This is a genomic window from Polaribacter butkevichii, assembly GCF_038024105.1.
Lineage (GTDB): Bacteria > Bacteroidota > Bacteroidia > Flavobacteriales > Flavobacteriaceae > Polaribacter > Polaribacter butkevichii.
In genome coordinates this window covers 4,055,231-4,079,563 of record NZ_CP150661.1, presented here as the reverse complement: position 1 = coordinate 4,079,563, position 24,333 = coordinate 4,055,231, and the positions used below count along the sequence as shown (strand labels likewise).

The 24,333-nt window shown below is 30.4% G+C and carries 31 protein-coding genes; 9 read left to right on the top strand and 22 right to left on the bottom strand.

Annotation, left to right across the window (positions count from 1 at the left end; genetic code table 11):
• Positions 1–170 precede the first annotated feature (170 nt).
• Positions 171–569 (top strand): acyl-CoA thioesterase, encoded by a 399-nt coding sequence (locus tag WG951_RS17260; protein ID WP_105048169.1) that lies wholly within the window; start codon positions 171–173, stop codon positions 567–569.
• A gap of 42 nt (positions 570–611) precedes the next feature.
• Here the strand turns inward: WG951_RS17260 and WG951_RS17255 are convergent, their stop codons facing one another.
• From WG951_RS17255 to WG951_RS17230, 6 genes are all read right to left on the bottom strand, one after another.
• Positions 612–1,067 carry a BLUF domain-containing protein gene (locus tag WG951_RS17255; protein WP_105048168.1) on the bottom strand — a complete coding sequence of 152 codons (456 nt, stop codon included), beginning with the start codon at positions 1,065–1,067 and terminating at the stop codon, positions 612–614.
• A gap of 183 nt (positions 1,068–1,250) precedes the next feature.
• Positions 1,251–1,859, bottom strand: coding sequence for an IMPACT family protein (locus tag WG951_RS17250; protein WP_105048167.1), 609 nt, complete (start codon positions 1,857–1,859; stop codon positions 1,251–1,253).
• Between the two features lies 1 nt (position 1,860).
• Positions 1,861–2,724, bottom strand: a complete 864-nt coding sequence (locus WG951_RS17245; protein ID WP_105048166.1) for an EamA family transporter — start codon at positions 2,722–2,724, stop codon at positions 1,861–1,863.
• A complete protein-coding gene (locus WG951_RS17240) occupies positions 2,721–3,332 on the bottom strand; it encodes an HAD-IA family hydrolase (protein ID WP_105048165.1) in 612 nt (203 codons plus the stop codon). The genes WG951_RS17245 and WG951_RS17240 overlap by 4 nt, the downstream gene beginning before the upstream one ends.
• Complete coding sequence (gene ribD / locus WG951_RS17235; protein ID WP_262510180.1) at positions 3,325–4,368, bottom strand: bifunctional diaminohydroxyphosphoribosylaminopyrimidine deaminase/5-amino-6-(5-phosphoribosylamino)uracil reductase RibD; 1,044 nt, start codon at positions 4,366–4,368, stop codon at positions 3,325–3,327. The genes WG951_RS17240 and ribD overlap by 8 nt, the downstream gene beginning before the upstream one ends.
• 9 nt (positions 4,369–4,377) lie before the next feature.
• Positions 4,378–4,836, bottom strand: coding sequence for an LEA type 2 family protein (locus WG951_RS17230; RefSeq protein ID WP_105048163.1), 459 nt, complete (start codon positions 4,834–4,836; stop codon positions 4,378–4,380).
• Between the two features lie 52 nt (positions 4,837–4,888).
• On the opposite strand from WG951_RS17230, the gene WG951_RS17225 reads away from it, so the two are divergent.
• Both WG951_RS17225 and prmC read left to right on the top strand, forming a co-directional pair.
• Complete coding sequence (locus WG951_RS17225) at positions 4,889–5,380, top strand: GNAT family N-acetyltransferase (RefSeq protein WP_105048162.1); 492 nt, start codon at positions 4,889–4,891, stop codon at positions 5,378–5,380.
• Positions 5,377–6,240 carry a peptide chain release factor N(5)-glutamine methyltransferase gene (gene prmC / locus WG951_RS17220; protein WP_105049345.1) on the top strand — a complete coding sequence of 288 codons (864 nt, stop codon included), beginning with the start codon at positions 5,377–5,379 and terminating at the stop codon, positions 6,238–6,240. The genes WG951_RS17225 and prmC overlap by 4 nt, the downstream gene beginning before the upstream one ends.
• 124 nt (positions 6,241–6,364) lie before the next feature.
• On the opposite strand, the gene WG951_RS17215 is transcribed toward prmC, so the two are convergent.
• From WG951_RS17215 to WG951_RS17190, 6 genes are all read right to left on the bottom strand, one after another.
• Positions 6,365–6,667 carry a type II toxin-antitoxin system RelE/ParE family toxin gene (locus tag WG951_RS17215; RefSeq protein WP_105048161.1) on the bottom strand — a complete coding sequence of 101 codons (303 nt, stop codon included), beginning with the start codon at positions 6,665–6,667 and terminating at the stop codon, positions 6,365–6,367.
• Positions 6,664–6,906, bottom strand: a complete 243-nt coding sequence (locus WG951_RS17210) for a type II toxin-antitoxin system ParD family antitoxin (RefSeq protein WP_105048160.1) — start codon at positions 6,904–6,906, stop codon at positions 6,664–6,666. Before WG951_RS17210 ends, WG951_RS17215 begins: the two co-directional genes overlap by 4 nt.
• Positions 6,907–7,096: 190 nt before the next feature.
• Positions 7,097–7,411 carry a type II toxin-antitoxin system RelE/ParE family toxin gene (locus WG951_RS17205; RefSeq protein WP_105048159.1) on the bottom strand — a complete coding sequence of 105 codons (315 nt, stop codon included), beginning with the start codon at positions 7,409–7,411 and terminating at the stop codon, positions 7,097–7,099.
• Positions 7,393–7,635 (bottom strand): hypothetical protein, encoded by a 243-nt coding sequence (locus WG951_RS17200; protein ID WP_105048158.1) that lies wholly within the window; start codon positions 7,633–7,635, stop codon positions 7,393–7,395. The genes WG951_RS17205 and WG951_RS17200 overlap by 19 nt, the downstream gene beginning before the upstream one ends.
• Positions 7,636–7,714: 79 nt before the next feature.
• A complete protein-coding gene (locus tag WG951_RS17195) occupies positions 7,715–9,046 on the bottom strand; it encodes a sugar MFS transporter (protein WP_105048157.1) in 1,332 nt (443 codons plus the stop codon).
• Positions 9,047–9,159: 113 nt separating this feature from the next.
• A complete protein-coding gene (locus WG951_RS17190) occupies positions 9,160–9,996 on the bottom strand; it encodes a TIGR00266 family protein (RefSeq protein WP_105048156.1) in 837 nt (278 codons plus the stop codon).
• Positions 9,997–10,278: 282 nt separating this feature from the next.
• Between WG951_RS17190 and WG951_RS17185 the strand changes: the two genes are divergently transcribed.
• Complete coding sequence (locus tag WG951_RS17185) at positions 10,279–10,425, top strand: hypothetical protein (RefSeq protein ID WP_170062864.1); 147 nt, start codon at positions 10,279–10,281, stop codon at positions 10,423–10,425.
• Position 10,426: 1 nt separating this feature from the next.
• On the opposite strand, the gene WG951_RS17180 is transcribed toward WG951_RS17185, so the two are convergent.
• Complete coding sequence (locus tag WG951_RS17180) at positions 10,427–10,882, bottom strand: DUF4442 domain-containing protein (protein WP_105048155.1); 456 nt, start codon at positions 10,880–10,882, stop codon at positions 10,427–10,429.
• Between the two features lie 221 nt (positions 10,883–11,103).
• Between WG951_RS17180 and WG951_RS17175 the strand changes: the two genes are divergently transcribed.
• The 5 genes from WG951_RS17175 (at position 11,104) to WG951_RS17155 (ending at position 14,928) form a co-directional block, all read left to right on the top strand.
• Positions 11,104–11,538, top strand: coding sequence for a DUF4870 domain-containing protein (locus WG951_RS17175; RefSeq protein WP_105048154.1), 435 nt, complete (start codon positions 11,104–11,106; stop codon positions 11,536–11,538).
• Between the two features lie 20 nt (positions 11,539–11,558).
• Positions 11,559–11,903, top strand: a complete 345-nt coding sequence (locus WG951_RS17170) for a PadR family transcriptional regulator (protein ID WP_068450479.1) — start codon at positions 11,559–11,561, stop codon at positions 11,901–11,903.
• Complete coding sequence (locus WG951_RS17165; protein WP_105048153.1) at positions 11,896–13,551, top strand: PspC domain-containing protein; 1,656 nt, start codon at positions 11,896–11,898, stop codon at positions 13,549–13,551. Before WG951_RS17170 ends, WG951_RS17165 begins: the two co-directional genes overlap by 8 nt.
• 94 nt (positions 13,552–13,645) lie before the next feature.
• A complete protein-coding gene (locus tag WG951_RS17160; RefSeq protein WP_105048152.1) occupies positions 13,646–14,371 on the top strand; it encodes a head GIN domain-containing protein in 726 nt (241 codons plus the stop codon).
• A 32-nt stretch (positions 14,372–14,403) separates the two neighbouring features.
• Entirely contained in the window at positions 14,404–14,928 is a 525-nt protein-coding gene (locus WG951_RS17155) for a nuclear transport factor 2 family protein (RefSeq protein ID WP_105048151.1), read from the top strand.
• Positions 14,929–15,037: 109 nt separating this feature from the next.
• On the opposite strand, the gene WG951_RS17150 is transcribed toward WG951_RS17155, so the two are convergent.
• From WG951_RS17150 to acs, 9 genes are all read right to left on the bottom strand, one after another.
• Positions 15,038–15,799, bottom strand: coding sequence for a DUF6503 family protein (locus WG951_RS17150; RefSeq protein ID WP_105048150.1), 762 nt, complete (start codon positions 15,797–15,799; stop codon positions 15,038–15,040).
• 42 nt (positions 15,800–15,841) lie between these two features.
• Positions 15,842–16,606: a DUF6503 family protein gene (locus tag WG951_RS17145; protein ID WP_105048149.1), complete on the bottom strand. Its 765-nt coding sequence runs from the start codon at positions 16,604–16,606 to the stop codon at positions 15,842–15,844.
• 81 nt (positions 16,607–16,687) lie between these two features.
• Entirely contained in the window at positions 16,688–18,454 is a 1,767-nt protein-coding gene (locus tag WG951_RS17140; RefSeq protein WP_105048148.1) for an ABC transporter ATP-binding protein, read from the bottom strand.
• A gap of 198 nt (positions 18,455–18,652) precedes the next feature.
• Entirely contained in the window at positions 18,653–19,009 is a 357-nt protein-coding gene (locus WG951_RS17135; RefSeq protein ID WP_105048147.1) for a hypothetical protein, read from the bottom strand.
• 6 nt (positions 19,010–19,015) lie between these two features.
• Positions 19,016–19,444 (bottom strand): GreA/GreB family elongation factor, encoded by a 429-nt coding sequence (locus WG951_RS17130; protein WP_245893470.1) that lies wholly within the window; start codon positions 19,442–19,444, stop codon positions 19,016–19,018.
• Positions 19,445–19,446: 2 nt separating this feature from the next.
• Positions 19,447–19,638, bottom strand: coding sequence for a hypothetical protein (locus tag WG951_RS17125; protein ID WP_105048146.1), 192 nt, complete (start codon positions 19,636–19,638; stop codon positions 19,447–19,449).
• Positions 19,639–19,820: 182 nt separating this feature from the next.
• The gene (locus tag WG951_RS17120; RefSeq protein WP_105048145.1) at positions 19,821–21,146 is read right to left on the bottom strand and encodes a sigma-54-dependent transcriptional regulator; all 1,326 of its coding nucleotides are present in this window, start codon (positions 21,144–21,146) and stop codon (positions 19,821–19,823) included.
• A 3-nt stretch (positions 21,147–21,149) separates the two neighbouring features.
• The gene (locus WG951_RS17115; RefSeq protein WP_105048144.1) at positions 21,150–22,250 is read right to left on the bottom strand and encodes a sensor histidine kinase; all 1,101 of its coding nucleotides are present in this window, start codon (positions 22,248–22,250) and stop codon (positions 21,150–21,152) included.
• A 13-nt stretch (positions 22,251–22,263) separates the two neighbouring features.
• The gene (acs, locus tag WG951_RS17110; RefSeq protein WP_105048143.1) at positions 22,264–24,171 is read right to left on the bottom strand and encodes an acetate--CoA ligase; all 1,908 of its coding nucleotides are present in this window, start codon (positions 24,169–24,171) and stop codon (positions 22,264–22,266) included.
• Positions 24,172–24,333 lie beyond the last annotated feature (162 nt).

Genomic DNA, 24,333 nt, shown 5'->3' with positions numbered 1-24,333 from the left:
TTAATTTTAGCGAATTTTTTGTTATTACAATAGCATTTAAAAATGGGTTTCAACATCCATTTTAGGGTGGTACAAAAATGTGAATAAAATTCAGTATAAAAAAATCAATTTGCTATTGATTATTAACTATTTTTTACGTAAAATGGTAAAAAACTAATTGTTCACACATTTTGAAAAATTCATCAACTAAAACACGAATTCGTTATTCAGAAACCGACCAAATGGGCGTTGTCTATCACGGAAATTATGCTCAATTTTTTGAACTCGGGCGTACAGAATGGTTACGTTCCTTGGGGGTTACATACAAAGATATGGAAATAAGTGGTATAATGCTTCCTGTAATTTCGATAAACTTTAATTTTATTAAATCTGCATTCTATGACGATGTTTTAACTATAAAAACTTATTTAAGAAAAAAGCCAATGGTTAAAATTGAATTTGAATATGAAATTGTAAACCAGAATAATGAAATTATTTGCACAGGCAGTTCTGTTTTAGCTTTTATGAATTCTAAAACGATGAAACCAACTCGTTGTCCGGATTATTTATTAAAAAGTTTAGGATATTAAATAGAAACATAAAAAATTCTATTTCACTTTTTAAAAAGAATCTTAATTATTTTCTGTTGTTTCTACACCATTTATTTGTTGATAGGTTAAATTGTCATGTAAATAAGTGGCAACTTCTGGTAGCCTGTTAATAAGGCTTTCCATAACTTCTGGGTTTGTTAAACCACTACGAACTCCGGGAATCATGCTTAAAGAAGGATCGTCAAAATCTGCACAACCCATGGCCCAGTTTAAAAACATTCGTTTATCTACCAAACGATCATCAATAATTTTAAATTCGGTATGTCTAGTATCTTTACGAAGGCGAGCTAAAAGATCATTAAGGTCTTTAGGTTCTCCTTCTAAAATCTGAAGAAAATATCCCTCTTTATGAATTAGCACTCCGCTAATATTATCTAAGGTATTATAGGCTCTAGAATCGTGAAGTAAATCTAATAAATCACGCTTAGTAAACTCTACAGTAGCCTTACTAGTGTAGGCAATACGACGTAATTTCATAAATAAGTGTAATTAAAGTTTAACATAGCTATTTTAACTTTTTTTATAAAGTTACACTATATTTTATTTAGAATCAAATTAATTTTAGTAGAATACCTCAACCGTCAATTCACATAAATTATCAATAAAATTATGAGTAAGTTTTATTGACTTCAATTTTAATCTTTGTTTTGATATGCTCTTTTAGGAAACCTCCTTTACGGCTACTTTATATAAATTATCAAAAATAGTAAAGATAGCAGCTGCATCTTTTTTTCTAACTGAAATAATATACTCGCAATTCATTTCTAAAGTCTGATTGGTAATTTCAATGTTTTTTTCTTTGATGATTCTTTGCACAGCATTCATCATATCATAATTAAAGGTCAATTTATAAAAAACATTAATGGTTTTTACTAAAATATCTGCCGCCTCTAAAGTAATTTGTGCTGATGTTTTATATGCTGAAATTAAACCGCCTACACCTAATTTTGTACCTCCAAAATATCGTACTGAAACAATTAAAATATTGGTTACTTCAAAAGACTGAATTTGGCCGTAGATTGGTAAACCTGCAGAATTATTAGGCTCCCCATCATCATTTGCTCTAAATTTAATTTTTTCGATACCTAATTGATATGCATAACAAAAATGACGTGCTGCGTGATGTTTCTTTTTTAAGTCTTCTAAATGTTCTTTTACATCATCTTCTGATAAAACAGGAAAAGCATACCCAAAAAATTTAGACCCTTTTTCTTTAAACAGTGTTTCTTCAGATGGTTTTTCTATTGTTTTATAAACGTCTTCTAACATATTATGCAATGGTTACTAATACAATACCTATAATTGCCAAAGCAACTCCTATTTTATTTTTTAAACTAAATTTTTCTTTAAATAAAAGTAATCCTATTAAGGTAGACACCACCACTACAGACACGTTATTTATAGTAAACAAAGTTGAACTTTCAAAACCAGAAGTTTGTAAAGCTTTAATTAAAAAAACAATAGTAAAGTAGTTTGGTACTCCTAAAATAATACCTGCCATAACGTTTTTAAATCCAAATGGTTCTCTTTTCTGAATTGTTTTTACCAATAATATTAGCAAGCCAAAAATAGCTGCAAAACCAAATAAACTTCCAGAAAAAAGGGCTACTTCATTTGCTGGCACAAAATTAACTTCTACATATTTAAGAATTGTATCTATGGCGCCAGAACCAAAAAAGAGTAAAATAGGAAACAATAATCCTGCTTTTTGTAAATTACTTTCTTTTTCTTTTACAGAGGCCAAATAAACAGATACTAAAGCGATTAAAATACCTACAATTTTAAAAAAAGTAACCGATTCATCATATAATAAAACACCAAAAAGTACCGGAATAACTACCGACATTTTTCCTGCAACAGAAGCTACAGAAACACCATTTTGTTGCGCTGTATTTGCCATTACAAAGAAAATAGAAACAAATAAAGCACCTAAAATAATAGCCCCAAAAAACCATGATTTCTCAGGGATTTCTGTAATAGAAAATGTAATTTCAGACAGTCCAAAACCTAAACCAAAAGCAACCAAGTAATTTACTACAATGGCTTTTAATGTGTCTATTTTATAAATGTCGAAATATTTAAAAATAACAAATAATGAGGTTGAAAAAAGAATACTAAAAAGTAAGTAAATCAAAATAAAAATTCTTTTTTAACAAATAACTCCGTTACATCTTCTTGACCAGGAATTAAATTCCAAACATGAATACCTAAAGAGTTTGCTGCATCTGTATTTTCTTTTGTATCATCTATAAAAAGGGTTTCTTCTGCAATTAAATTATTTTCATTTAATACAAACTCATAAATATTAAGATTCGGTTTTCTTAAATGTATTTCATGTGTTAAATAAAATTGCTCAAAACAACCTTTAAATGCAGTATACAAAGCTAACTTCCAATCATTTTTAACCCAAGAAATATGTAAATCATTGGTATTACTTAATAAAAATAATCGGTATTTATTACTTTCTGAAAGTTCTTGAATAAATTTTAATCTTTTTTCAGGAAAATCTAACAGAATAGAATTCCAAGCTTTTATTAATTTCTCTTTAGGTACATTAAATTTGGCTTCAAAAAAGGCAACAAATTCTTCTGTAGAAATTAATCCCATTTCATAGTCATTTAGAATAGGTAAATTTGCTTCAGATTCTTGCGAAATTCCAAGATTTTGTAATTCTTTTGCAAACTTTTTTTTATCTAGGTTGATAAAAATATCGCCAAAATCGAAAATGATGTTTTTAATCATTAGTATATATTTTTAAAACATCTGTTTTGATGTTTATTTTTTCTTTAATTGCCTTATTAAAAAATGGTGCTTTTACACCTTCTTTAAATGCTACTTTACCAACAAAAACACGTGCTTCATCCCACAAATCTTCATCAATAAAAGTTTGTAAGGTTTGCGTACCTCCTTCTATAATTACAGATTGAATTTTATGTTTTTGTAAAACTTCACAAATTTGTCCTGCTAGATTATTAGAGAATTTTATAGTTTCTATAAATAGTTCTCCACTACCGTCAAACAAACATTCTTGCTTTTCTGTAATCACTATCGTTTTAACACTTCCATCAAAAACACTAAGGTTTTTTGGTGCTCTTAAAGTACGATCTAAAACAATTCTTACAGGGTTTTTACCAGACCAACTCCTTACATTTAATTTAGGATTGTCTGCAATTACCGTATTTGTCCCTACTAAAATTGCGTGTTCTTCACTTCTCCATTTATGTACCAATTGTTGCGAATATTGGTTAGAAATCCAAACAGGTTTCTGGGCATCTTTTGTTAACGGAGCCACAAAACCATTTTTAGTTTGTGCCCATTTTAAAATAATATAAGGTCTTTTTTTATCTTGAACCGTAAAAAATCGTTTGTGACGTGCTCTACATTCGTCTTCTAAAACACCAACTATAACATTTATTCCTGCATTTATAAGACGCTCAATTCCTTTACCAGCTACCAAACTATTAGAATCTACGCAACCAATAACTACATTTTTAAGTTTGTTTTTTACAATTAAATCTGCACAAGGTGGTGTTTTTCCAAAGTGAGAACAAGGTTCTAGGGTTACATAAATTGTAGCCTTTTTTAAAAGCGATTTGTCTTTTACAGCACCAATTGCATTTACCTCTGCATGATTGCCCCCATAAGGCGATGTAAAACCTTCTCCAATAATTGTATCCTGATAAACAACAACCGCACCCACAGAAGGATTAGGACGAGAAGCCCCAATGCCGTTTTGGGCAATTTGCAAACAGCGTTCTATGTATTTTTTATGGTTGATAACTCTAAATTAAAATTTAATATTCTGTATTTCATCTATTGGATATTCGCTAGAAAAACCAAAAACTTTATATTTTAAATCACCTTTAAATTGAACCTCTATAGATTTCTTTAAAAACGAATTTAACAAGCCTCCTAGAACACCATTTTTATTATTATCAAATACTTTTTTAGCAGGAATTGCCACTTTTAGTGGTATCGTAAATTCCTTTCTTGCAGGTACTTCAAACTCATCCGAAGAAACCTGTGCAACCTCTACTCCATTTACAATTACTTTAATTTCATCGGTTGCAATTTTACCACCAACATCATTTGGGTTTGTAAAAAAAGCATTGGCTTTTAAACGGATTGTATCTCCTGTAAAACTAGAAACTTTTACATTATCTACCTTAATAAAAATAGGCTTTTCACTTACAGAACAGCTTGTAAAAACAAGAAATAAAAGTATAAAATATAAATGATTTTTCATCTTAATTCATTAAAAAATTAGGTAAATTGCTCTTGCAAAAATACAGTAATAAATGACAAGTAAAGATTTTATCATTAGAGAAATTCTACCTAAGGACAATGCACAAATAGCAATGGTAATTAGAGAGGTTCTTTTAGAGATGGGCGCTCCAAAAATTGGCACTGCTTACGAAGATAAAGCTACCGATAAAATGTTTGAAAACTTTGAGAAACCAACCTCTTTTTATTATGTTATAGAACACAAAAACAAGGTTGTGGGTGGTGCAGGAATTGCTCAATTAGATAATTTTGAAGGTAAAACTTGCGAACTTCAAAAAATGTATTTCTTGCCAATTACTAGAGGAAAAGGTTTAGGTTCTAAATTAATTGAAACTTGTTTAGAAAAAGCAAAATCGATTGGTTTTGAAAATTGTTATTTAGAAACGATGCCTTATATGGATGCTGCACAAGCATTGTATAAGAAAAATGGTTTTATAAATCTTGATAAACCCATGGGAAATACCGGACACTATTCTTGCCCAGTTTGGATGCTAAAAAAATTATGATATTAAAAGATTTTAGACTTTATTTTACAGAAGCACTTTCAGAAATCTATCCAAAGACAGAAATTGATGCTTTCTTTTTTTTGTTGATTGAGGCAAAACTCAATTTACAAAGAATTGATACTGTAATGAAACCCGATTTTTTAATTATTGATGAAGCTTTATCAGAATTAAAAGTGATTGTTAAAAGATTAAAAACAGAAGAACCTATACAATATATTTTAGGTGAAACTGAATTTTATGGATTGCCTTTTAAGGTAAATGAGAACACTTTAATTCCGAGACCAGAAACTGAAGAATTGGTAGAATGGGTTATTAACGAGACACCAAAATTAAGAAGCAAGAACCCAGACCAAAAACTAAAAATTCTAGATATTGGTACCGGAACTGGCTGCATACCAATTTCTCTGGCTAAAAATTTAAAGAACGTAACCCTTTCTGCAATCGATGTTTCATCAGAAGCCCTAAAAGTAGCACAACAAAATGCTCTTTTAAATAACGTCGCTATTTCTTTTTTAGAAATAGACATTTTAGATGCAGCAAAATTACCACAAGAGTATGATATCGTTGTTTCTAATCCGCCTTATGTTAGAGAATTAGAAAAGGTAGAAGTAAATAATAATGTTTTGCAAAACGAACCTCATTTAGCGCTGTTTGTTGATGACCATAACCCATTAATTTTCTATAAAAAGATTGCTTCTTTAGCAAAACAAGGTCTTACTAAAAACGGATTGTTGTTTTTTGAAATCAATCAATATTTAGGAAAAGAAACTGTAGAAATGTTACAGAAACAAGGTTTTAAAAATATCGAACTAAAGAAGGACTTTATTGGAAATGATAGAATGATAAAAGCGAATATTTAGAATGTTGTTTCTTTAGTTTGTATTAAATATCTTTATGTAGTAAAAGATGAGTTTACAGAAATGTGGCTAATTTTGATAAAGCTAAAAATAAGTACTTTTTTATACACGGCGTTCTACGCAGTTGTTATTTCAGTTGTTTTTTCAGATCCATTCTCTGGTCCAAAATTCTAACAATTTCCACAATTTCATTTTCTGCTTTTCTGTAAAAAATTAGATGAGAGTTAATTTTTGAATATCTGTAATTTTCTCGAGTTTGTTCAGCCGATTTCCCAATCATAAAGTTATCAGATATAAATTCAATTTCTCCGATTATTAGGTCGTAATACCTATCCGCTTGTTTTTTAGACCACTTGTAAAAAGTATAAACCCAAATATCATTTAAATCCTTAATTGCTTGTTCACTTATTCTGTATTTGTTTATACTCATAAATGTTTACGATGTAATTCGGCTAGGTTTTGCTTTGGATCGAAATTTTCAACAAAACCGCTTTCTTCTCCAACTTCAAGAGCTTTAATTAATTCTCTTTCTTTATTTTCTTCACTTTCTAGCAAACGTAATGCTGAACGAATTACTTCACTTACTGAGCTATATCTTCCTGATTTTACTTCTTGTTTAATAAAATCTTCAAAATAGTTTCCGATTGATATTGATGTGTTTTTTCCCATTTAAAATCTAATTTATTCAAATATACCTAATCTTGGTAACGCAACCAAATTGTGTAGAATGTGATTGTATATGGTTTGTTTCGTGTTTTAAGCAACTAATTTAGTAAATAAAAACAGAATAGAAAATTCGTAATAATTTACATAAATAAGCGATAACCAAACAATAAACTACAGATGGTACTATGTAACGTTATTTTTCATTCTCCATAATTTTCAAAAGTTTTTTCAGATTTTGTCGATTATCCCAAAAGGCAGTAACTAATATTTGTTCATCAGTAACTTTGTAATAAATACTAAAATTTCTTAAAGAAGCGATTCTAACATCTTTAAAATCAGTTGACTTATAAATAAAAGGATTTTCAGAAATCTGTGAGGTTCTTTCAGTAACTAATTTCAAAAGTTTTTTTGAAAATCTATTCGATTTATTCTTTTTAACCCAATATTCTAAAATTCCCACGAATTGAATGTCAGCCGTTCTTGTCCAAACTATATTGCGTTTAGCCATTCAAGATTCCTTTTATTCATTGCTTCTTGAGAAATGAGTTTTCCAGTTTTTATATCATTTTCACTCATTTCCAACATTAACTTTTGCTCATCCGTTAATTCTACGATTTCTAATTCAAATTTACTTGATGAAATTAGTTTATCAAGAGCTTCTAAAAAATCTTTATTGTTAATCGATAGAATTTTGTCAATTAATGCAGTTCTTATTTTGTCAACTGTTGCCATATTATTCTTTTTATAATTCAAATATCCGATATTCTATCGGTCTTTCCTAATGCTGTACACCCCCTTTTTTCCAAACAATCTACCCTTTTTTCAAACCAACTTTATGTCCACCAAAAGCATAATAAAGAATAATGATATAACAAGGTAACAGAATCCAATACCCAAAAGAAGAAGCTTCTGCCAATGCATTCACTTCATTTACGCCAGATATTATTAAATCTTCTTTTTTATTATCGACAATAAAACCATACAAGGGCGGAATAATAGCGCCACCAGAAATTGCCATAATTAACAAAGCAGACCCTCTTTCTGTAAACTTACCTAAACCTGTTAATGCCAATGGCCAAATTGCAGGCCAAACCAATGCATTTGCAATTCCTAAAGCAGCCACAAAAAGCACCGATGTAAATCCGGTTGCATACATAATACAAAATGAGAATACAATACCAAGAATTGCACTTGCTTTTAAAGCGAAAGATTGTGTAATATATTTAGGTATTAAAAAGGCGCCTAAAGCATAGGTAGCCACCATTGCCATTAATGTATAGGTGGTAAAAAATTTGGCTTGTTCTACAGGAATATCTAGAGAAATTCCATAAGAAATAATTGTATCACCAGCAATAACCTCTGCACCTACATATAAAAACAATGCTAAAACACCCAACCATAAATGAGGAAATTGAAAGATGCTCGTTTTGGTTTTTTCTCCAGATTTAGATACTTCAATTGGTTGCGCTTCTACATGTGGTAAAGGTGCTTTTCTAATTAAAATACCCAACACAAATAAAATAACAGCCATTACAATATAAGGCGTAACAACACTATCTGCCATCGTATCTAATAAACTTGCTTTTTCAGCTTCGTCTACAACATTTAATTTGTCTTTAATTTCTTTTATGCCTGATAATAAAATTGCTCCGAAGATTACAGAACCTAAAGATCCTGCTACTTTATTAGCAATTCCCATAATTGAAATACGTTTTGCAGCACTTTCTATAGGTCCTAAAATAGTGATGTAAGGATTAGAAGCGGTTTGTAACAATGTCATTCCGATTCCTTGAATAAAAATTGCCGATAAAAACATCCAGTAAGTTCTTGCTTCTGCAGCCGGAATAAACAATAAAGCACCAATTGCCATCACAATTAAACCTAAAGACATCCCTTTTTTGTAACCAATTTTGTTAATTACATAAGATGCAGGCAAAGCCATTACCACAAAAGAAATATAAGATGCAGATGCTACTAAATAAGACTGTGCATCCGTAAGCTCATTAATGGTTTTCATAAACGGAATTAACGCTCCGTTGATCCAAGTAACAAACCCAAAAATAAAAAATAATCCTGCAATAATAAGTATAGGAATAAGTGTATTATTTTTTGTTTCGGACGGCTGCTGAACAGTAGTAGACATAAAAGGTATCTTTTGATTATTTATAATAAAAATGAAATATACGTATTCCTATATTAAATTCTTATTTAAAATATCAATAAAAATAGATTCAACCCCAAAAAGTAGGTTTGTTTCTAAAATCGATTATCTCCATCTAACAAATCTCCTATACCTCCTAAAACACTGCCTTCTCCTCTACTTCCGTTTCCAGACCTTGGTGCCATAGAAAGGACTCTTCCTGCCAATCTACTAAATGGTAAAGATTGTATATAGACCGTTCCTGGTCCGCGTAAAGAAGCAAAAAACATTCCTTCGCCACCAAAAATGGTGTTTTTTATACCACCAACAAACTCAATATCATACTGTACATCTTGTGTAAAACCAACAATACATCCTGTGTCTACTTTTAAAACTTCTCCTGGTTGCAATACTTTTTTAGCCATGGTACCTCCTGCATGAATAAAGCCTAAACCATCACCTTCTATCTTTTGCATGATAAAACCTTCGCCTCCAAACAAACCTCTACCTAGCTTTTTAGAAAACTCAATACCAATAGAAACTCCTTTTGCTGCACACAAAAAAGCATCTTTCTGACAAATGAATTTTCCACCAAACTGGGTTAAATCAATCGGAATTATTTTTCCAGGATATGGAGATGCAAATGAAATTTGTTTTTTACCTACTCCGTCGTTTGTAAAAACAGTCATAAATAAACTTTCTCCGGTTAAGATTCTTTTTCCTGCAGAAAATATCTTCCCTAACAAACCCGTTTCTTGATTAGAACCATCACCTAAAATAGTATTCATTTTAATGTTGTCGTCCATCATCATAAAAGTACCTGCTTCTGCAACTACGCCTTCTTGCGGATCTAACTCAATTTCTACAAACTGCATTTCTTCGCCAAAGATTTTATAATCTATTTCGTGTGCATTTCTATTAGATGAATTTTGTGGTATTTTATCTTGAAACATAACTCGGTTTTTAAGGTTTATATATTATAAGATGATTTTAGACTCTTTTTGTTACATCAGTAAATAATTAATTTTTAAATTTAATCAATTTTACTTTCTTAAAAAGTATCTAATCTTTTTTCCAAAATCACATATACTCATCTACATTATGATAAAGTTAATTTGATCACTTTACTTATAACACAAAATTAACTTCTTGTTGTTTTACTGCGCAAACAAAAATATTACTTTTGATATGTAGTTAGAAAAAAGCTAATTTGTAAATTATAAAAAAAAGAAATTATGAAATATTTATCTCCAGAAATAGAAGCTTTCTATAATAAATTTGAAACATCAAAACCGTTAGCACGTACAAGTGTATCTTGTGGTATTTTTCAAGATTGTGATTACAACGAAGAAAGACCAGAATTATACAAAAAGAAGGACTAATTTATTTCTTTACACGTAAACTCCAATGGAATTGAAATCTAGAAACCACAACACCTTCTTTATTTTTCCCTTCGGATGTTAAAACAATTACTTGTCCTTCTCCTGTGGCTATAGATTTTTGAATTGCCTCTCTAATCTCATTTCCACCTTTGCAAGAAAAAAGGATTTTTCCTGTTGCCTTTTTAAAGAACTCAGCTTCTTGCTTTGTTACCAGCATCGATACTTTCCGCTTAGAATCATCTATTGCCTTCATTACCAAAACTCCCGTTGGCATTTCTGCTGCCATACCTTGCGCAGCCCAAAACATACTTTTAAACGGGTTTTGATTCATCCAACTATGTTTTATAGAAACCACCACTTCTGTATCTGTAATTGTGCGTGCTCTTACGCCTCCTAAATACGCCAAAGGCAATTTTACAAGGTTAAAAAGATTGACTTTTCTTGGTGTAAATTTCATTTTTTTGATTTAATAAATTTCATCAATATATTTTGACCTTGACAAGGTAGTTAAAATAAATGAAACAAAAACTCAATAAGAACAAGACATACAAGCCTTTTTAATTTTTTTATTTCAAAAAACAAAATGTTAAAAAAATGTTAATTATAGTACTATGCAATGCATAATACCTTTTTTAAGACATATATTTGCATAAGAAAGTATTATATAGTTTATAAATCATGAAACAAAATAAAGAAAACACCAATGCCTTTTTAATTCATATTTCTGCATTTTCAGGATTTATATTTCCTTTTGGTAATATTATTACACCTTTAATTGCATGGCAAACATTAAAAGACAGAAGTAACTTTTTAGACGAACAAGGTAAAGAAGCTATTAATTTTAATATCAGTTATTCTTTATACATCTTTATTTTAACCTTGTCTTTTATCCCTCTTTTTATTGGTTCTATTTTTAAAAACTTAAACAATTTTAACAACTTTAATCAGGTAAGTATCAATTTCGATTCACATAGCTTTTTTGGCTTTATGGGGTTTGCTTCTTTAGCAGGAATTGTAGGAGTTATTAAAATTGCTTTAATCATTATTGCCGCATTAAAAGCAAAAGAAGGAGAAAATTATAAGTATCCTTTCACTATAAAATTTATAAAGTAATCATTTAAAAACCACAATAAATGAAAATAGAAAATACAAAAGCACAAATGCGAAAAGGTGTTTTAGAGTATTGCATTTTATCCATTCTAAAAAATGGTGATGCCTATACTTCTGAGATTCTTAAAACGCTAAAAGGTGCAGAAATGATTGTGGTTGAAGGAACCATATATCCGTTACTAACCCGCTTAAAAAACGCAGGACTATTAACCTACAGATGGGAAGAATCAACCTCTGGACCACCAAGAAAGTATTACGTTTTAACAGAAAACGGAGGCATGTTTATAAAAGAATTAGACAAAACATGGAGTAATTTAGTTAGTGCAGTAAACCAAGTAATCAGCAAAAAACCAACGACAAATGAATAAAACTATCAACATAAATTTAGGCGGATTTTTCTTCCACATAGATGAAATTGCCTATCAGAAATTAAAACGATACCTAGAATCTATTTCTAGATCGTTAAGCGATGATCCGCAAGGAAAAAACGAAATCATTGCAGATATAGAAGCTCGTATTAGCGAATTGTTAACAGAAAAAATAACAGACGCAAGACAGGTTATTAATGAAGGTGATATTGATGATATCATTAAAATTATGGGACAACCAGAAGATTACGCTGGTGCAGAAGAAGAATATAACGATGCTAGTTATTCTTATAAAAGAAATAACTCTACCGGAAAAAAACTTTTTAGAGATGGTGATGATAAATTTTTAGGTGGAGTTGCCGCAGGTATTGCACATTATTTTGATGTAGATACTATTTGGATTCGCCTTGGTTTATTAGCTTTATTCTTTGGGGCTGGTTTTGGAGTAATCTTATACATTATCCTTTGGATTTTATTACCTGAAGCTAAAACCACTGCAGAAAAATTGCAGATGGAAGGTGAACCTGTAAACATCGATAATATCGAAAAAAAGATTCGTGAAGAGTTTAATAATGTTTCAGAAAATGTATCTGAATTTGCCAACAAAGCATCAGAAAAGTTTAAAGACGGTGCCAATGAGTTTTCAGAAAAAATAAATCAAACTTTTTCGGGAAAGCCGGTAAAAAATAACGGACTACAAGATTTTATCAACACCATAGGCAAGATTATTCTTGTACTCTTTAAAGTGATTGGTAAATTTATTGGAGTGCTACTAGTATTTATTGCTGGTGCAGTTATTTTATCACTAATAATTGGTGGGTTTTCTGTAGGAAGTTTAGAATTTTTAAATGTAAATGGTGAGTTTTTACAATATCCGCCGTTTTTCTACGATGCTGTTTTACCTAAATGGGCATTAACATTAGCTGGTTTTTTATTAATAGGTATTCCGTTTTTAATCTTATTTGTTTTAGGATTACGCATTTTATCTAGCAGTATTAAAAAAATTAGCAAACCAACCTCATTAACGTTGTTAGGTATTTGGGTGATTGCTTTATTAACCATGATTTTTACAGGAATAGAATACGGAACGTCTCATGTAAATGACGGACAGTTTGTAAAGAAAACCTCTTTAAATATCATCGAAAAGGATACCATCACTCTAAAAATGATTAATGATGATGAAATCTATTATATCCATAATTTAAGAAGAAGTTCTCGTAAATATGAGGTTGATATAGACGGAACGCCTAAAGCATATTCTAATGATGTAAGTATAAATGTGAAACGCAGTAATTCTGATGAAGGCTATATTATTGTACAAAAAGAATCTGCTGGAAAAACAAGAAGTAGTGCAAATAAGAATGCTGAAAAGCTTGAATATAAATTCGAAATTGTAGATAACACCATCATTTTGGATGCTTATTACTTGTCTAACTTTAAAAACATGTGGAAAGACGAAGAGATTAATGTTACTATTTATCTACCACAAAGCAACACCGTATATTTTGATCATTCTGTAAAAAACTTTTTGAATGATGTAGATAATGAAGGTGATATTTATGATAAAGATATGGCGAATCATCATTTTATAATGACTGATACAACCTTAAAATGTACAGATTGTACCGGTAATGAAAAGACGATCTAATACAATTCACCCATAAAAATTGACAACTGAGTAACCAATCTTTGATTTTAAGCGTCTATTAAAAGACATTTACAATCTAATCAACCTAAAACTCATGAAAAAATCAGTAACAAAAATTATCGCAATCTTATTTATAGCAACTCTTTTTACTTCTTGTGCAGTAGATATGTTAAATAGAGTAACCGGAAACAGAAATGTAACAACGGAAGTAAGAAAAACATCGAATAACTTTACAGGGATTCAAGTTAGCACCGGCATTGATTTGTACATAACGCAAGGTGCAAAAAACAAAGTTGTTGTAGAAGCAGATGAAAACTTACACGATATTATTATGACTGAAATTGAAGGCGGTATTTTAAAAGTCTATGTAGAAAAAGGTATTTGGAGCGCAAAAGCAAAAAAAGTACATGTTACTGTTATAGACTTAACCCTTTTAATCGCCACAAGCGGAAGTGATGTTCGTGGAAAAGGCGTTATAAATACGAATGACATTTCTATTTCTGCTACTAGTGGTGCCGATATTAATATTACTGTAAATGCAACTAGTGTAGCAACTATTGCAACAAGTGGCGCAGATATTAACATTGCAGGAACTACAAAAAACCATGCTTCTAACGCTACAAGCGGAAGCGCTATAGATGCGTATGATTTAGAAAGTAAAAATACCATTGCTAAAGTAACAAGTGGTGCTAATATTAATATTTATGCTTCAGAAAAATTAGAAGCATATGCAACTAGTGGTGGAGATATTGATTTTAAAGGAAACCCAAAATCAATCAATAAAAAAGCGTCTTCTGGCGGAAGTATTTCTAAAAAATAACACCAATTCATCAACCAAACTAAACAACTACTATGAACTCTTTTTTAGAACCTTTTAGAAATTCTTTTGTTATTAAAGTGATTATTTTTATTGCAATGTTATTCTATAACTTTGTTTTAAACGCTCAAGTTGATGACAATTCTGATCTCTATAAAACATTAAAATCTAAAGACAGTATTATTTTTGAAAGAGGGTTTAACCTTTGTGAAACTGAAAAATTAGAAGCTATTATTGCTGATAATTTTGAGTTTTATCATGATGTTTCTGGTATACAAAACAAAGCACAATTTCTAACGATTATAAAGAAGAACCTTTGTGCTAAACCAGGAAACAATACTAGACAATTGGTTGCAAATTCTTTAGAAGTACATCCACTAAAAAACAATGGCGTTTTGTATGGCGCCATTCAGAAAGGAGAACACACGTTTCAAGAAAAACAAAAAGGTGTATTAAAAACTGTTGGAATTGCAGCTTTTACACACCTTTGGATTTTAGAAAATAATATTTGGAAATTAAAAAGGGTTTTGAGTTATAATCATCAACCTTATTCCGAATAAAAATTTATTAGAAAGCTAACTTCTAATATTAGTACTAATACTTGGTTTTATTAGTTTACTTGGTAAGTCGTCGTTTTGTAAAAAACGACGCTTACTTTTTTATAATAACTTATTGTATAGGTTTATCAAAAAACGAATCTGCTAATTGTGCTTGACTTGCTAAAGGCGATTTAAAATCTACAATTTTAGTTGTAGGGCCATATACATCATCCTTATCTTTTGCATACCAAGTAATTTGTTTTGGTAAAACAAAACCATTTACATTTTCCCAAGCATTGTATTTTATCAATTTATAGTTATCAACTGGCGATTTCGTTCTAAAAGTTACGGTATACGCGAGCCATTCCATTTGATACGTTTTAGCATTGTAATACACAATATAATTATCATCAGGAGAAGTACCTACATTGGCTTTGTAAGAAATTTTATAACCCGGATAATTGATGCCTTCAAATACAAAATCAGCTACTTTTTCATAAATAATTCCATCATCAGCTAAAACAAAAGGCATGGCATAAAAGTAAAAATATAGGTTATAATAAAAAGCAGGATCTCTTTTTAAACTTCCTTTTTCTTCCTCTAAAGACCAAATTTCATTTCCGTCGAAACCAAGAGAATATTTAGGAGAGTTCACTAAAATTTTACGTGAATTCATATCAGAAGTATGTACCTCATCTTCTTTAGTAAAAGAAAGCGTTTTTACTTTTCTCCATTTGTCAATACCACCATGAGCTTCAAATACTTTTCCTAACTCTGTAGGAAAAACCTCTTTTTTAACAGCTACAATAGTTTCTTTTTTAATTTCTTTTTTCGCTTCATTTTTACACGAAACTGCTATTATCACCAGTAATACTAAAAGTATTTTTTTCATAATTTAATTTCTATTTTTTTGAACCATTAACTTCAAATAGACTTATTTAATTGGCTTCTCAAAAAATGAAGCTGCCAGTTCTTTATTACTTATAGATGCAAAAGTAAATTCCGTTGCAGGTCTTGCAGGTTCTGTTGGTATACCTGTTTCATCTGTTTTATACCATGCAATTTCAGAAGGTAAAACCAATCCGTTTACGTTGTTCCATTTACCATATTTAATGACATTAAATTTATCGCTTGGTTTTTTAGTACTAAAAGTTGCCGTATATGCCAACCATTCCATTTGATATGTTTTTGGATTGTAATATAATTTATAATTATCATCAGGAGAACTCCCTACATTTGCTTTAAAAGACATTTTATACCCAGGATACACTACTCCATCAAAAGTTAAAGGTGCTATTTTTTTATAAGAAATTCCATCATCAGACAAAACAAAAGGCATGGCATAAAAATAAAAGAAAAGGTTATGATAAAAAGAAGGATTTCCTTTAAAAGCACCTTCTTGTACTTCATCTAACCAAACCTCTTTACCATTAAAACCAACAGCATATTTTGGTGAATTAATTACATTTTTACGCGCATGTAAATCTATAGTATGTACTTCTTCTCCTTTTGTAAAAGTTAAAACAGCTGCATTTTTCCATGCTTTAATTCCCCCATGAGCTTCAAAAACTTTTCCTAATTCTTCTGGAAAACTTTCTTTTTTTACTGCTGCTATTTTTTCTTCTTTGATTTCTTTTTTTGGTTCATTTTTACAAGAAACTGCAAATACAACCATTAATACTAAAAGTACTTTTTTCATAAATAGGTTTATGTTTTAAATTGGATAATTTAGATGGTCGTTATCATAAAGAATCCTTACAAAAAAAGTAAAATTTAACTATTAAATTTTAGATTGATAGGTGTATAAATCAAAATACCTACCTTCTTTAGCAATTAACTCATCATGCGTTCCTCTTTCTGCAATACTCCCCGCTTCTATTACTAAAATCTGATCTGCTTTTTTAATAGTACTCAATCTGTGAGCAATTACAATGGTAGTTCTGTCTTTAACTAATTTTGATAAACTTTTCTGAATTAAAGATTCACTTTCTGTATCTAAACTAGACGTTGCTTCATCTAAAATAATAATCTTTGGATCTGCTAAAATAGCTCTTGCAATTGCCAATCGCTGACGCTGACCTCCAGAAAGTTTCACCCCTCTTTCACCTATTAAAGTATCTAAACCATCATCAAATCTATCTGTAAATTCGTTTACATACGCAGCATTCACTGCATTTTGTAATTCTTCTTCTGATGCATCTGGTCTTGGAAACAAAATGTTTTGTCTAATGGTTCCTTCAAACAAAAATTCGTCTTGTAAAACAACTCCTAAGTTTTTTCTGTAACTAGACAAATTAACCTTAGACATGTCTTGATTATCAATCGTAATCTTACCCGATTTAGGGTTTAAAAAAGTGGCAGATAAACCTGCAATGGTAGATTTACCAGAACCAGAACTCCCAACTAAAGCCGTTACAGAACCAGAAGGCACTTTAAAATTGATGTTATTTAAAACCTCTTTCCCTTCTTCATACTCAAAAGAAACATCATCAAAAACAATTTCTCCTTTTATATTTTCTAAAAAAATGGTTCTGTCTTTATCATCTTCTTCCGCAGCCATATTCATTAACTCTTCTGTTCTATCTAAACCCGCCAAAGCTTCCGTTAATTGACTCCCAATATTACTCATTTGCACAATTGGAGCAACCATAAATGCTAATAGAAATGTAAACTGAATAAAATCTCCAAAGGTCATGGATCCCTCTATCATATAATAACCACCAATTCCCATAACTCCAGTTGTTGCTAAACCAATTAACAGTGTTGATGAACTCGTCATAATAGCTGTTGCAGTCATACTTTTTTTAACATTTATAAAAATATCAGCGACACCTTTTTCAAATATTTTACTTTCTTGCTCTTCTGCATTAAAAGCTTTAATAACTCTAATTCCACCTAAAGTTTCTGTTAAACGTCCTTTTACTTCTGCATTAATTTTTCCTCTAGCTCTAAAAATAGGTCGTATGTATTTAAATGATTTTAAGGCGATAAATCCGAAGATTGATAAAGGAACAAAGGTAAAAACGGTCATCCAAACATTCATTTTAATCAGAATAACCAAAGTTACAATGGCCGTAAAAGAACCACCAATTAATTGTACCAAACCAGTACCAATTAAGTTTCTTACCCCTTCTACATCAGTCATAATTCTAGAAACTAATGCGCCCGATTTTGTGTTATCAAAAAAACTAATAGGTAAAGACAACACCTTCTTTTGTACTTGCGCTCTTAATTCTGATATTAAATATTGTGCCTGAATACTCAATACTTTTGTCAATAAAAAAGAAGTAACGGCTTGTACTAAAATAGCGCCAATAACAATAAATACTAAGTTATATAAGTGACTGTAATCTTTATTAGGTATTACATCATCCATTAATATTTTACTCTGCATGGGTAAAACAAAGCCAGATAAACTTCTAATAATTATAAGAATTAAACCTAAAAACACCAAATTTCTCCTTGGCCAAATAATTGTTTTAAAAGCTTGTTTTAAGGTTACTTTAGGTTTGGTTTTATTATTTTTTGAATCTTTAAGATGTTGCATATTATTTTTTAAGAATATAAGTAAATACGGAAGTCAATTTATATGCCACATAAAATAACATGACAAATTAACAAAACAAATACTGTGCAAAAGTACGTATCTGTTTATTAAAACACCCAAAATACAGCGCATAAAAAGGCAGCTCCAGATCTCATCTGGAGCTACCTACAAAAAAAACTAACTTAACAAATTAGCAAATTAGACCATACTATTTTTTAATTTTTTATAATTATTTAAATGCTCTATATATAAATTTCTATTTTTTTTATGCTCTGTGTAAAAGAATAAATCACATTCTAAATCAATACATTCAATGTAATTATCTAAGACATTTCTATATTCTAAAAGTAACTGATGTAAAACCTTATTATCTTCTACAATCTTAAAAAAAGCATCACTTAAATTCTTTTTTTTAAGTATTTCAAACTCAACATTATTACATTCTTGCGAGATTTCATTAAGATCTAACATCCATCTATTTACCTCTCTTAAACTTCTTTTTTGAATTATTTCATTTTCAGAATATTCACTTATATTATTTTTTACACGCATCATAATTACCTATTTGGTTACCTTTAATTCTTGCTCTACATTTAACACATTCAATTTTTGTAAACCTCCAGGAAAATCCCATAAAATAACATCACCCTTTGCGTAGCCCAAAACAGCTGTTCCCATAGGTAACAATAAAGAAATTTTATTATCTAACGTATTACTATTAGCTGGTACAACTAGTTTAAATGTTTTTTCCCACAAACCATCTTGAGAGCTAACTGTTACCAAAGAATTTAGTCTTACAACATCCTTAGGCATGTTATTTTCCGCAACTACTTTTGTAGCATTTCTTAGCTCTTCTTGTAATTTTAAAATATGATTTTTAACTGTTTTTGAGGCTGTTGCATTGTTTAAATTCAAGAGTTTTTCTATAATTAAAAACTCATTTTCTTCAATAATTAATTGACCATATTTCATTTTTTCTAAAATCTTCATTATTACATAATTTCGAGTTCTATTTCTCCTTCTGTAAAACTAAAATCGGGTGCTATAGTAGTTGTTGAACTCGAAGTACTAAAACTCTTTTTTTCATATTCACTACAAGACCAAATTGCATTTTTATTTGATGTTAAGCTGCAATCTATCTTATGAATACACGTATTACATAAACTTTTACTATTGAGTATCATAATATAATTTTAAATTACAATTACCTATTGGCAAGCCATGTGCCACCTTTTTAGAACAAAAACACAACACCCCTCAAAACACTATAAAACAACCACTTAGTCAAAACATAGCTTATATCACAAAAAAAGCAGCTGAGGAATATTTCCCCAACTGCTACTTTTTTACCCGCTTTTTTAAAAATTTATTTTAATTTTTCTCGAAGTGTTTTCCGGTCTATTTGAAGAATTTCTGCGGCTTTTGTTTTGTTGTTATTGGTTGCTTGAAGCACTTTTAAAATATACGTTTTCTCAAACTCTTTTAAAGATACTAATTCTTTATTTTCAGAAAAATCTATCTGATATTTAATGTGTTCTGGCAAGTGCTCTACATCTACAAACCGATCGCACATAATAATGGCTCTTTGTATTACATTTTCTAACTCTCTAATATTACCTGGCCAATTGTATTTTTTTAAAACGGCTAAAGCTTCTGGAGTTATTTTTAAAAACCGGTCTTTATATTCTATTCCGTATTTAAACAGGAATTTATCTACCAATAACGGAATGTCTGTAACTCTTGCTACCAAAGAAGGAACTTCTATTTGTACTACCGTTAACCTATAATACAAATCTTCTCTAAAGCGCTCTTTTTTTATTAAATCTTTTAGATTGATGTTGGTTGCGGCAATTACGCGAACGTCAATTTTTTCTGGTTTTTGAGCTCCCACTCTTACCACTTCTTTTTCTTGCAAAACACGTAATAACCTTAATTGCGTTGATAAAGGAGCGTTCCCTATTTCATCAAGAAAAATAGTACCATTATTTGCTGCTTGAAAAAAACCTTTTCTGTCTTTATCTGCTCCAGTAAATGCTCCTTTTACATACCCAAATAACTCTGACTCTAACAAATTTTCTGGTATGGCCCCACAGTTTACCACAATAAATGGTGCTGAAGAATATTTACCCATATAGTGAATAGAACGTGCAACCAACTCTTTTCCGGTTCCGCTTTCTCCATGAATAAAAACTGTTGCTTTGTTATTTTTTAAACGCTCTATTACGTCCGTTACTTTTTTCATGGCAGGAGAAGTACCTATTAATTCTCCATATGGTTTTGATACCTTTTCAGCTTTTACCTTGGTAATTTTATCTACTTTAGGTTTAGATGCCATCGATTTTAAAATGGCCGTTTTTAACTCTTCTTTTGTAAAAGGTTTGGTAATATAATCTGCCGCTCCAGATTTCATAACCTCTAAAGCGCCATCTATAGACGGAAAACCGGTAACAACTAATTTAGGTATTTTAGGATAATGTTCTGAGGCATACTTGATTAATTCTAAACCATCTACACCAGGCATTTGTAAATCTGTTATTAACAAATCTATAGAAGTATCTTTTAAAATTTCTAAAGCTTCTTTTACCGAAATGGCTTTGTATGTATGATAATTTAAGGATTGCAAATGCCTTTGAATGAGTTCTAAAATATGAATATCATCATCTACAATTAAAATATTCTCTTTATTTAGCATCTTTTAACTTTTAGGAAAGCGAACAACAAAAATAGTGCCTTTTGGTGAATTTGTTTCATGAGCAATCGTTCCTTTATGACTTTTAATAATTCCGTGTACAACGCTTAAACCTAAACCAGCACCTTCGCCTACAGGTTTGGTTGTAAAAAATGGATTAAAAATGTTTTCTGAGTTTTCTTTAGAGATTCCTTCTCCTTCATCTGAAATTTTAATTTCTACTATTTTTTGTTTGTCTTTTACCTCAATATTAATTTTACCTTTAAAAGGTGAAAAATAGATAGCATTCATTACCAAATTGAAAATAACTTGAGTTAATTGAATTTTATCTACCTTTAAGTAAACCTCATCACTAGAAAAAGAAACTGTGCAACTTATATTTTTCTTCTTAAAATTAGGATTCAACAAACGTATCGATTCTTCTATAATAGTATTGATATTAATTGCGGTCATTTGTTGTGGCATTTCACAAGAAAAAAACATTAATTTTTTTACAACTTCTCTAGAATAAATAGCACTATCTATTACTTTATCTAGATCTTCACTACCAATTTCATCATCCTTATAGCGTTCTTTTAACAACTCTGTAAACCCTAAAATATTAGCTAATGGTGTATTTAATTCATGTGCTATACCCGCCGTAATTTCACCTAAAATAGTTAATCTGCCAGCTCTTTCTATTTGGCTTTGTGCTATTTTTTCTTTTTCTTTTATTTGTTCTCTTTCTAAAAAATCGCCAATTTCTAAAGCTATTTTTTTCAACAGTAATTTCTCTTCTTTTAAAAATGCGTTTTCAGAAAATTTTCGTTTAGAATACCCAACGGTTACAGCTCCTTTTATATGACTAAACGTTTTAATGGCAGAAATTATAAAAATAGCATCTTCTATTTTTTTACCTGTAACAACGGTAATTTCATCAACTTTAATTTCTACAAACGCTTCTTTTGGAAAACGTATTGCTTGTTTTAAACTGATGCCTATTTCATTTAATAGTGCTTTTCTATTATTAAAATTACTATTTCTAATTAAAGAACTGACTCGGTATAAGCAAGTCAGTTCTTTAATTCTTTCTTTTAATTTATCTTCTAAAGTAATAGAATCTTCCATTTATAGTTAAATATCACAATCTATTATCAATAATTATTTGCACAATTTCTGGATTTAACAAAGTACTTGTATCCCCTAAATTATCCATTTCATTACAAGCAATTTTACGTAAAATACGTCTCATAATTTTACCTGAACGAGTTTTTGGCAATCCTTCTGTAAACTGAATTTTATCTAATTTTGCAATTGGGCCAATTCTATCTGTTATTAATTGATTAATTTCTTTTTGTAAATTGTTATGATCTCTGTATTCTCCGGCATCTTTTAAGGTAATATAGCCATACAACGCACTCCCTTTTATATCATGAGGAAAACCAACAATGGCACTTTCTGCAATTGCAGGATGTTCATTTATAGCATCTTCTATTGGTGCGGTTCCTAAATTATGACCAGAAACAATAATTACATCATCTACTCTACCTGTAATTCTATAATAACCAACCTCATCTCTAAGCGCTCCATCACCAGTAAAATACATGTTATCAAACGCAGAAAAATAGGTTTCTTTATAACGCTCGTGATTGCCCCAAATGGTTCTTGCAATACTTGGCCAAGGGTATTTTATACACAATCTTCCTTCTACTTGATTTCCTTTTAATTCTTCTCCGTTTTCATCCATTATTGCTGGCTGAATTCCTATAAAAGGCAATGTTGCATAGGTGGGTTTTGTTGGTGTTACATACGGAATTGGAGTAATCATAATTCCACCAGTTTCTGTTTGCCACCAAGAATCTATAATAGGACTTCTTCCTTTACCAACATTATCATTATACCAGTGCCAAGCTTCTTCATTAATTGGTTCTCCAACTGATCCTAACACTTTTAGGCTAGATAAATTGTATTTATCAATTAATGCTGTACCATGTTTTGCCAAAGCTCTAATTGCTGTTGGCGCCGTATAAAACTGGCTTACTTTATGTTTTTCGATGATATCCCAAAAGCGTCCAAAATCTGGGTAACTTGGTACACCTTCAAACAAAACAGTAGTTGCTCCGTTTGCTAAAGGCCCATAAACAATATAAGAATGTCCTGTTATCCAACCAATATCTGCCGTACACCAATACACATCATTTTCTCTATATTGAAATGCATTTTTAAAGGTATACGCAGTGTACACCATATAGCCTGCCGTGGTATGTACCATTCCTTTTGGTTTTCCTGTAGACCCAGAAGTATACAAGATAAATAACGGATCTTCTGCATCCATTATTTCTGCTTTACATTCTTTAGAAGCGTTATCTAATAAAGGTTGTAACCAAGTATCTCGTCCTTCTTTCATGTTGATATCTGCATGGGTTCTTTTGGCAACCAACACATTTTCTACACCAGGACAACTTTCTAATGCTTCATCTACAATTCCTTTTAAATCTATTGATTTTTTCCCTCTAAAAGAACCATCAGCAGTAATAACCATTTTACAGTCAGAATCATTTATTCTGGTAGCTAAAGCTGTTGATGAAAACCCTGCAAATACAACGGAATGAATGGCTCCTATTCTTGCACAAGCCAACAAAGAAATTGCCAATTCAGGAATCATTGGCACATAAATACAAACTCTATCTCCTTTTTTAACGCCGTGTTCTTTTAAAACATTTGCAAATTGATTTACTCTTTCGTGCAATTGCTGATACGTAATATGTTCTGCGGGTTCTGCGGGATCATTTGGCTCAAACAAAATAGCCGTTTTATCGCCGCGTGTAGCCAAATGCCTATCAATACAATTTTCTGTAATATTTAATTTAGCTCCTTGAAACCATTTTATTTCTGGCTTCGAAAAATCCCAATCTAAAACTTTATCCCATTGTTTTCTCCATAAAAAATGTTCCTCTGCAATTTCTTCCCAAAAATTTTCTGGCTCTCTTATCGATTTTCTATAAACTTTAAAATATTCTTCTAAGTGTTTTATGTGGTAGTTGCTCATACTAATTTAGTTAATTGTAATTATTTCTTAAAAATATAAATTATATTTATGATTGCGAAGGGTAATAGATTAATTTAAGTGTTTTTTTAACATTAAAAATAAAAATCATGCATTTTTACCCCCTTTTTTATATTGATTTCATAAATATATCAATAAAAAAGT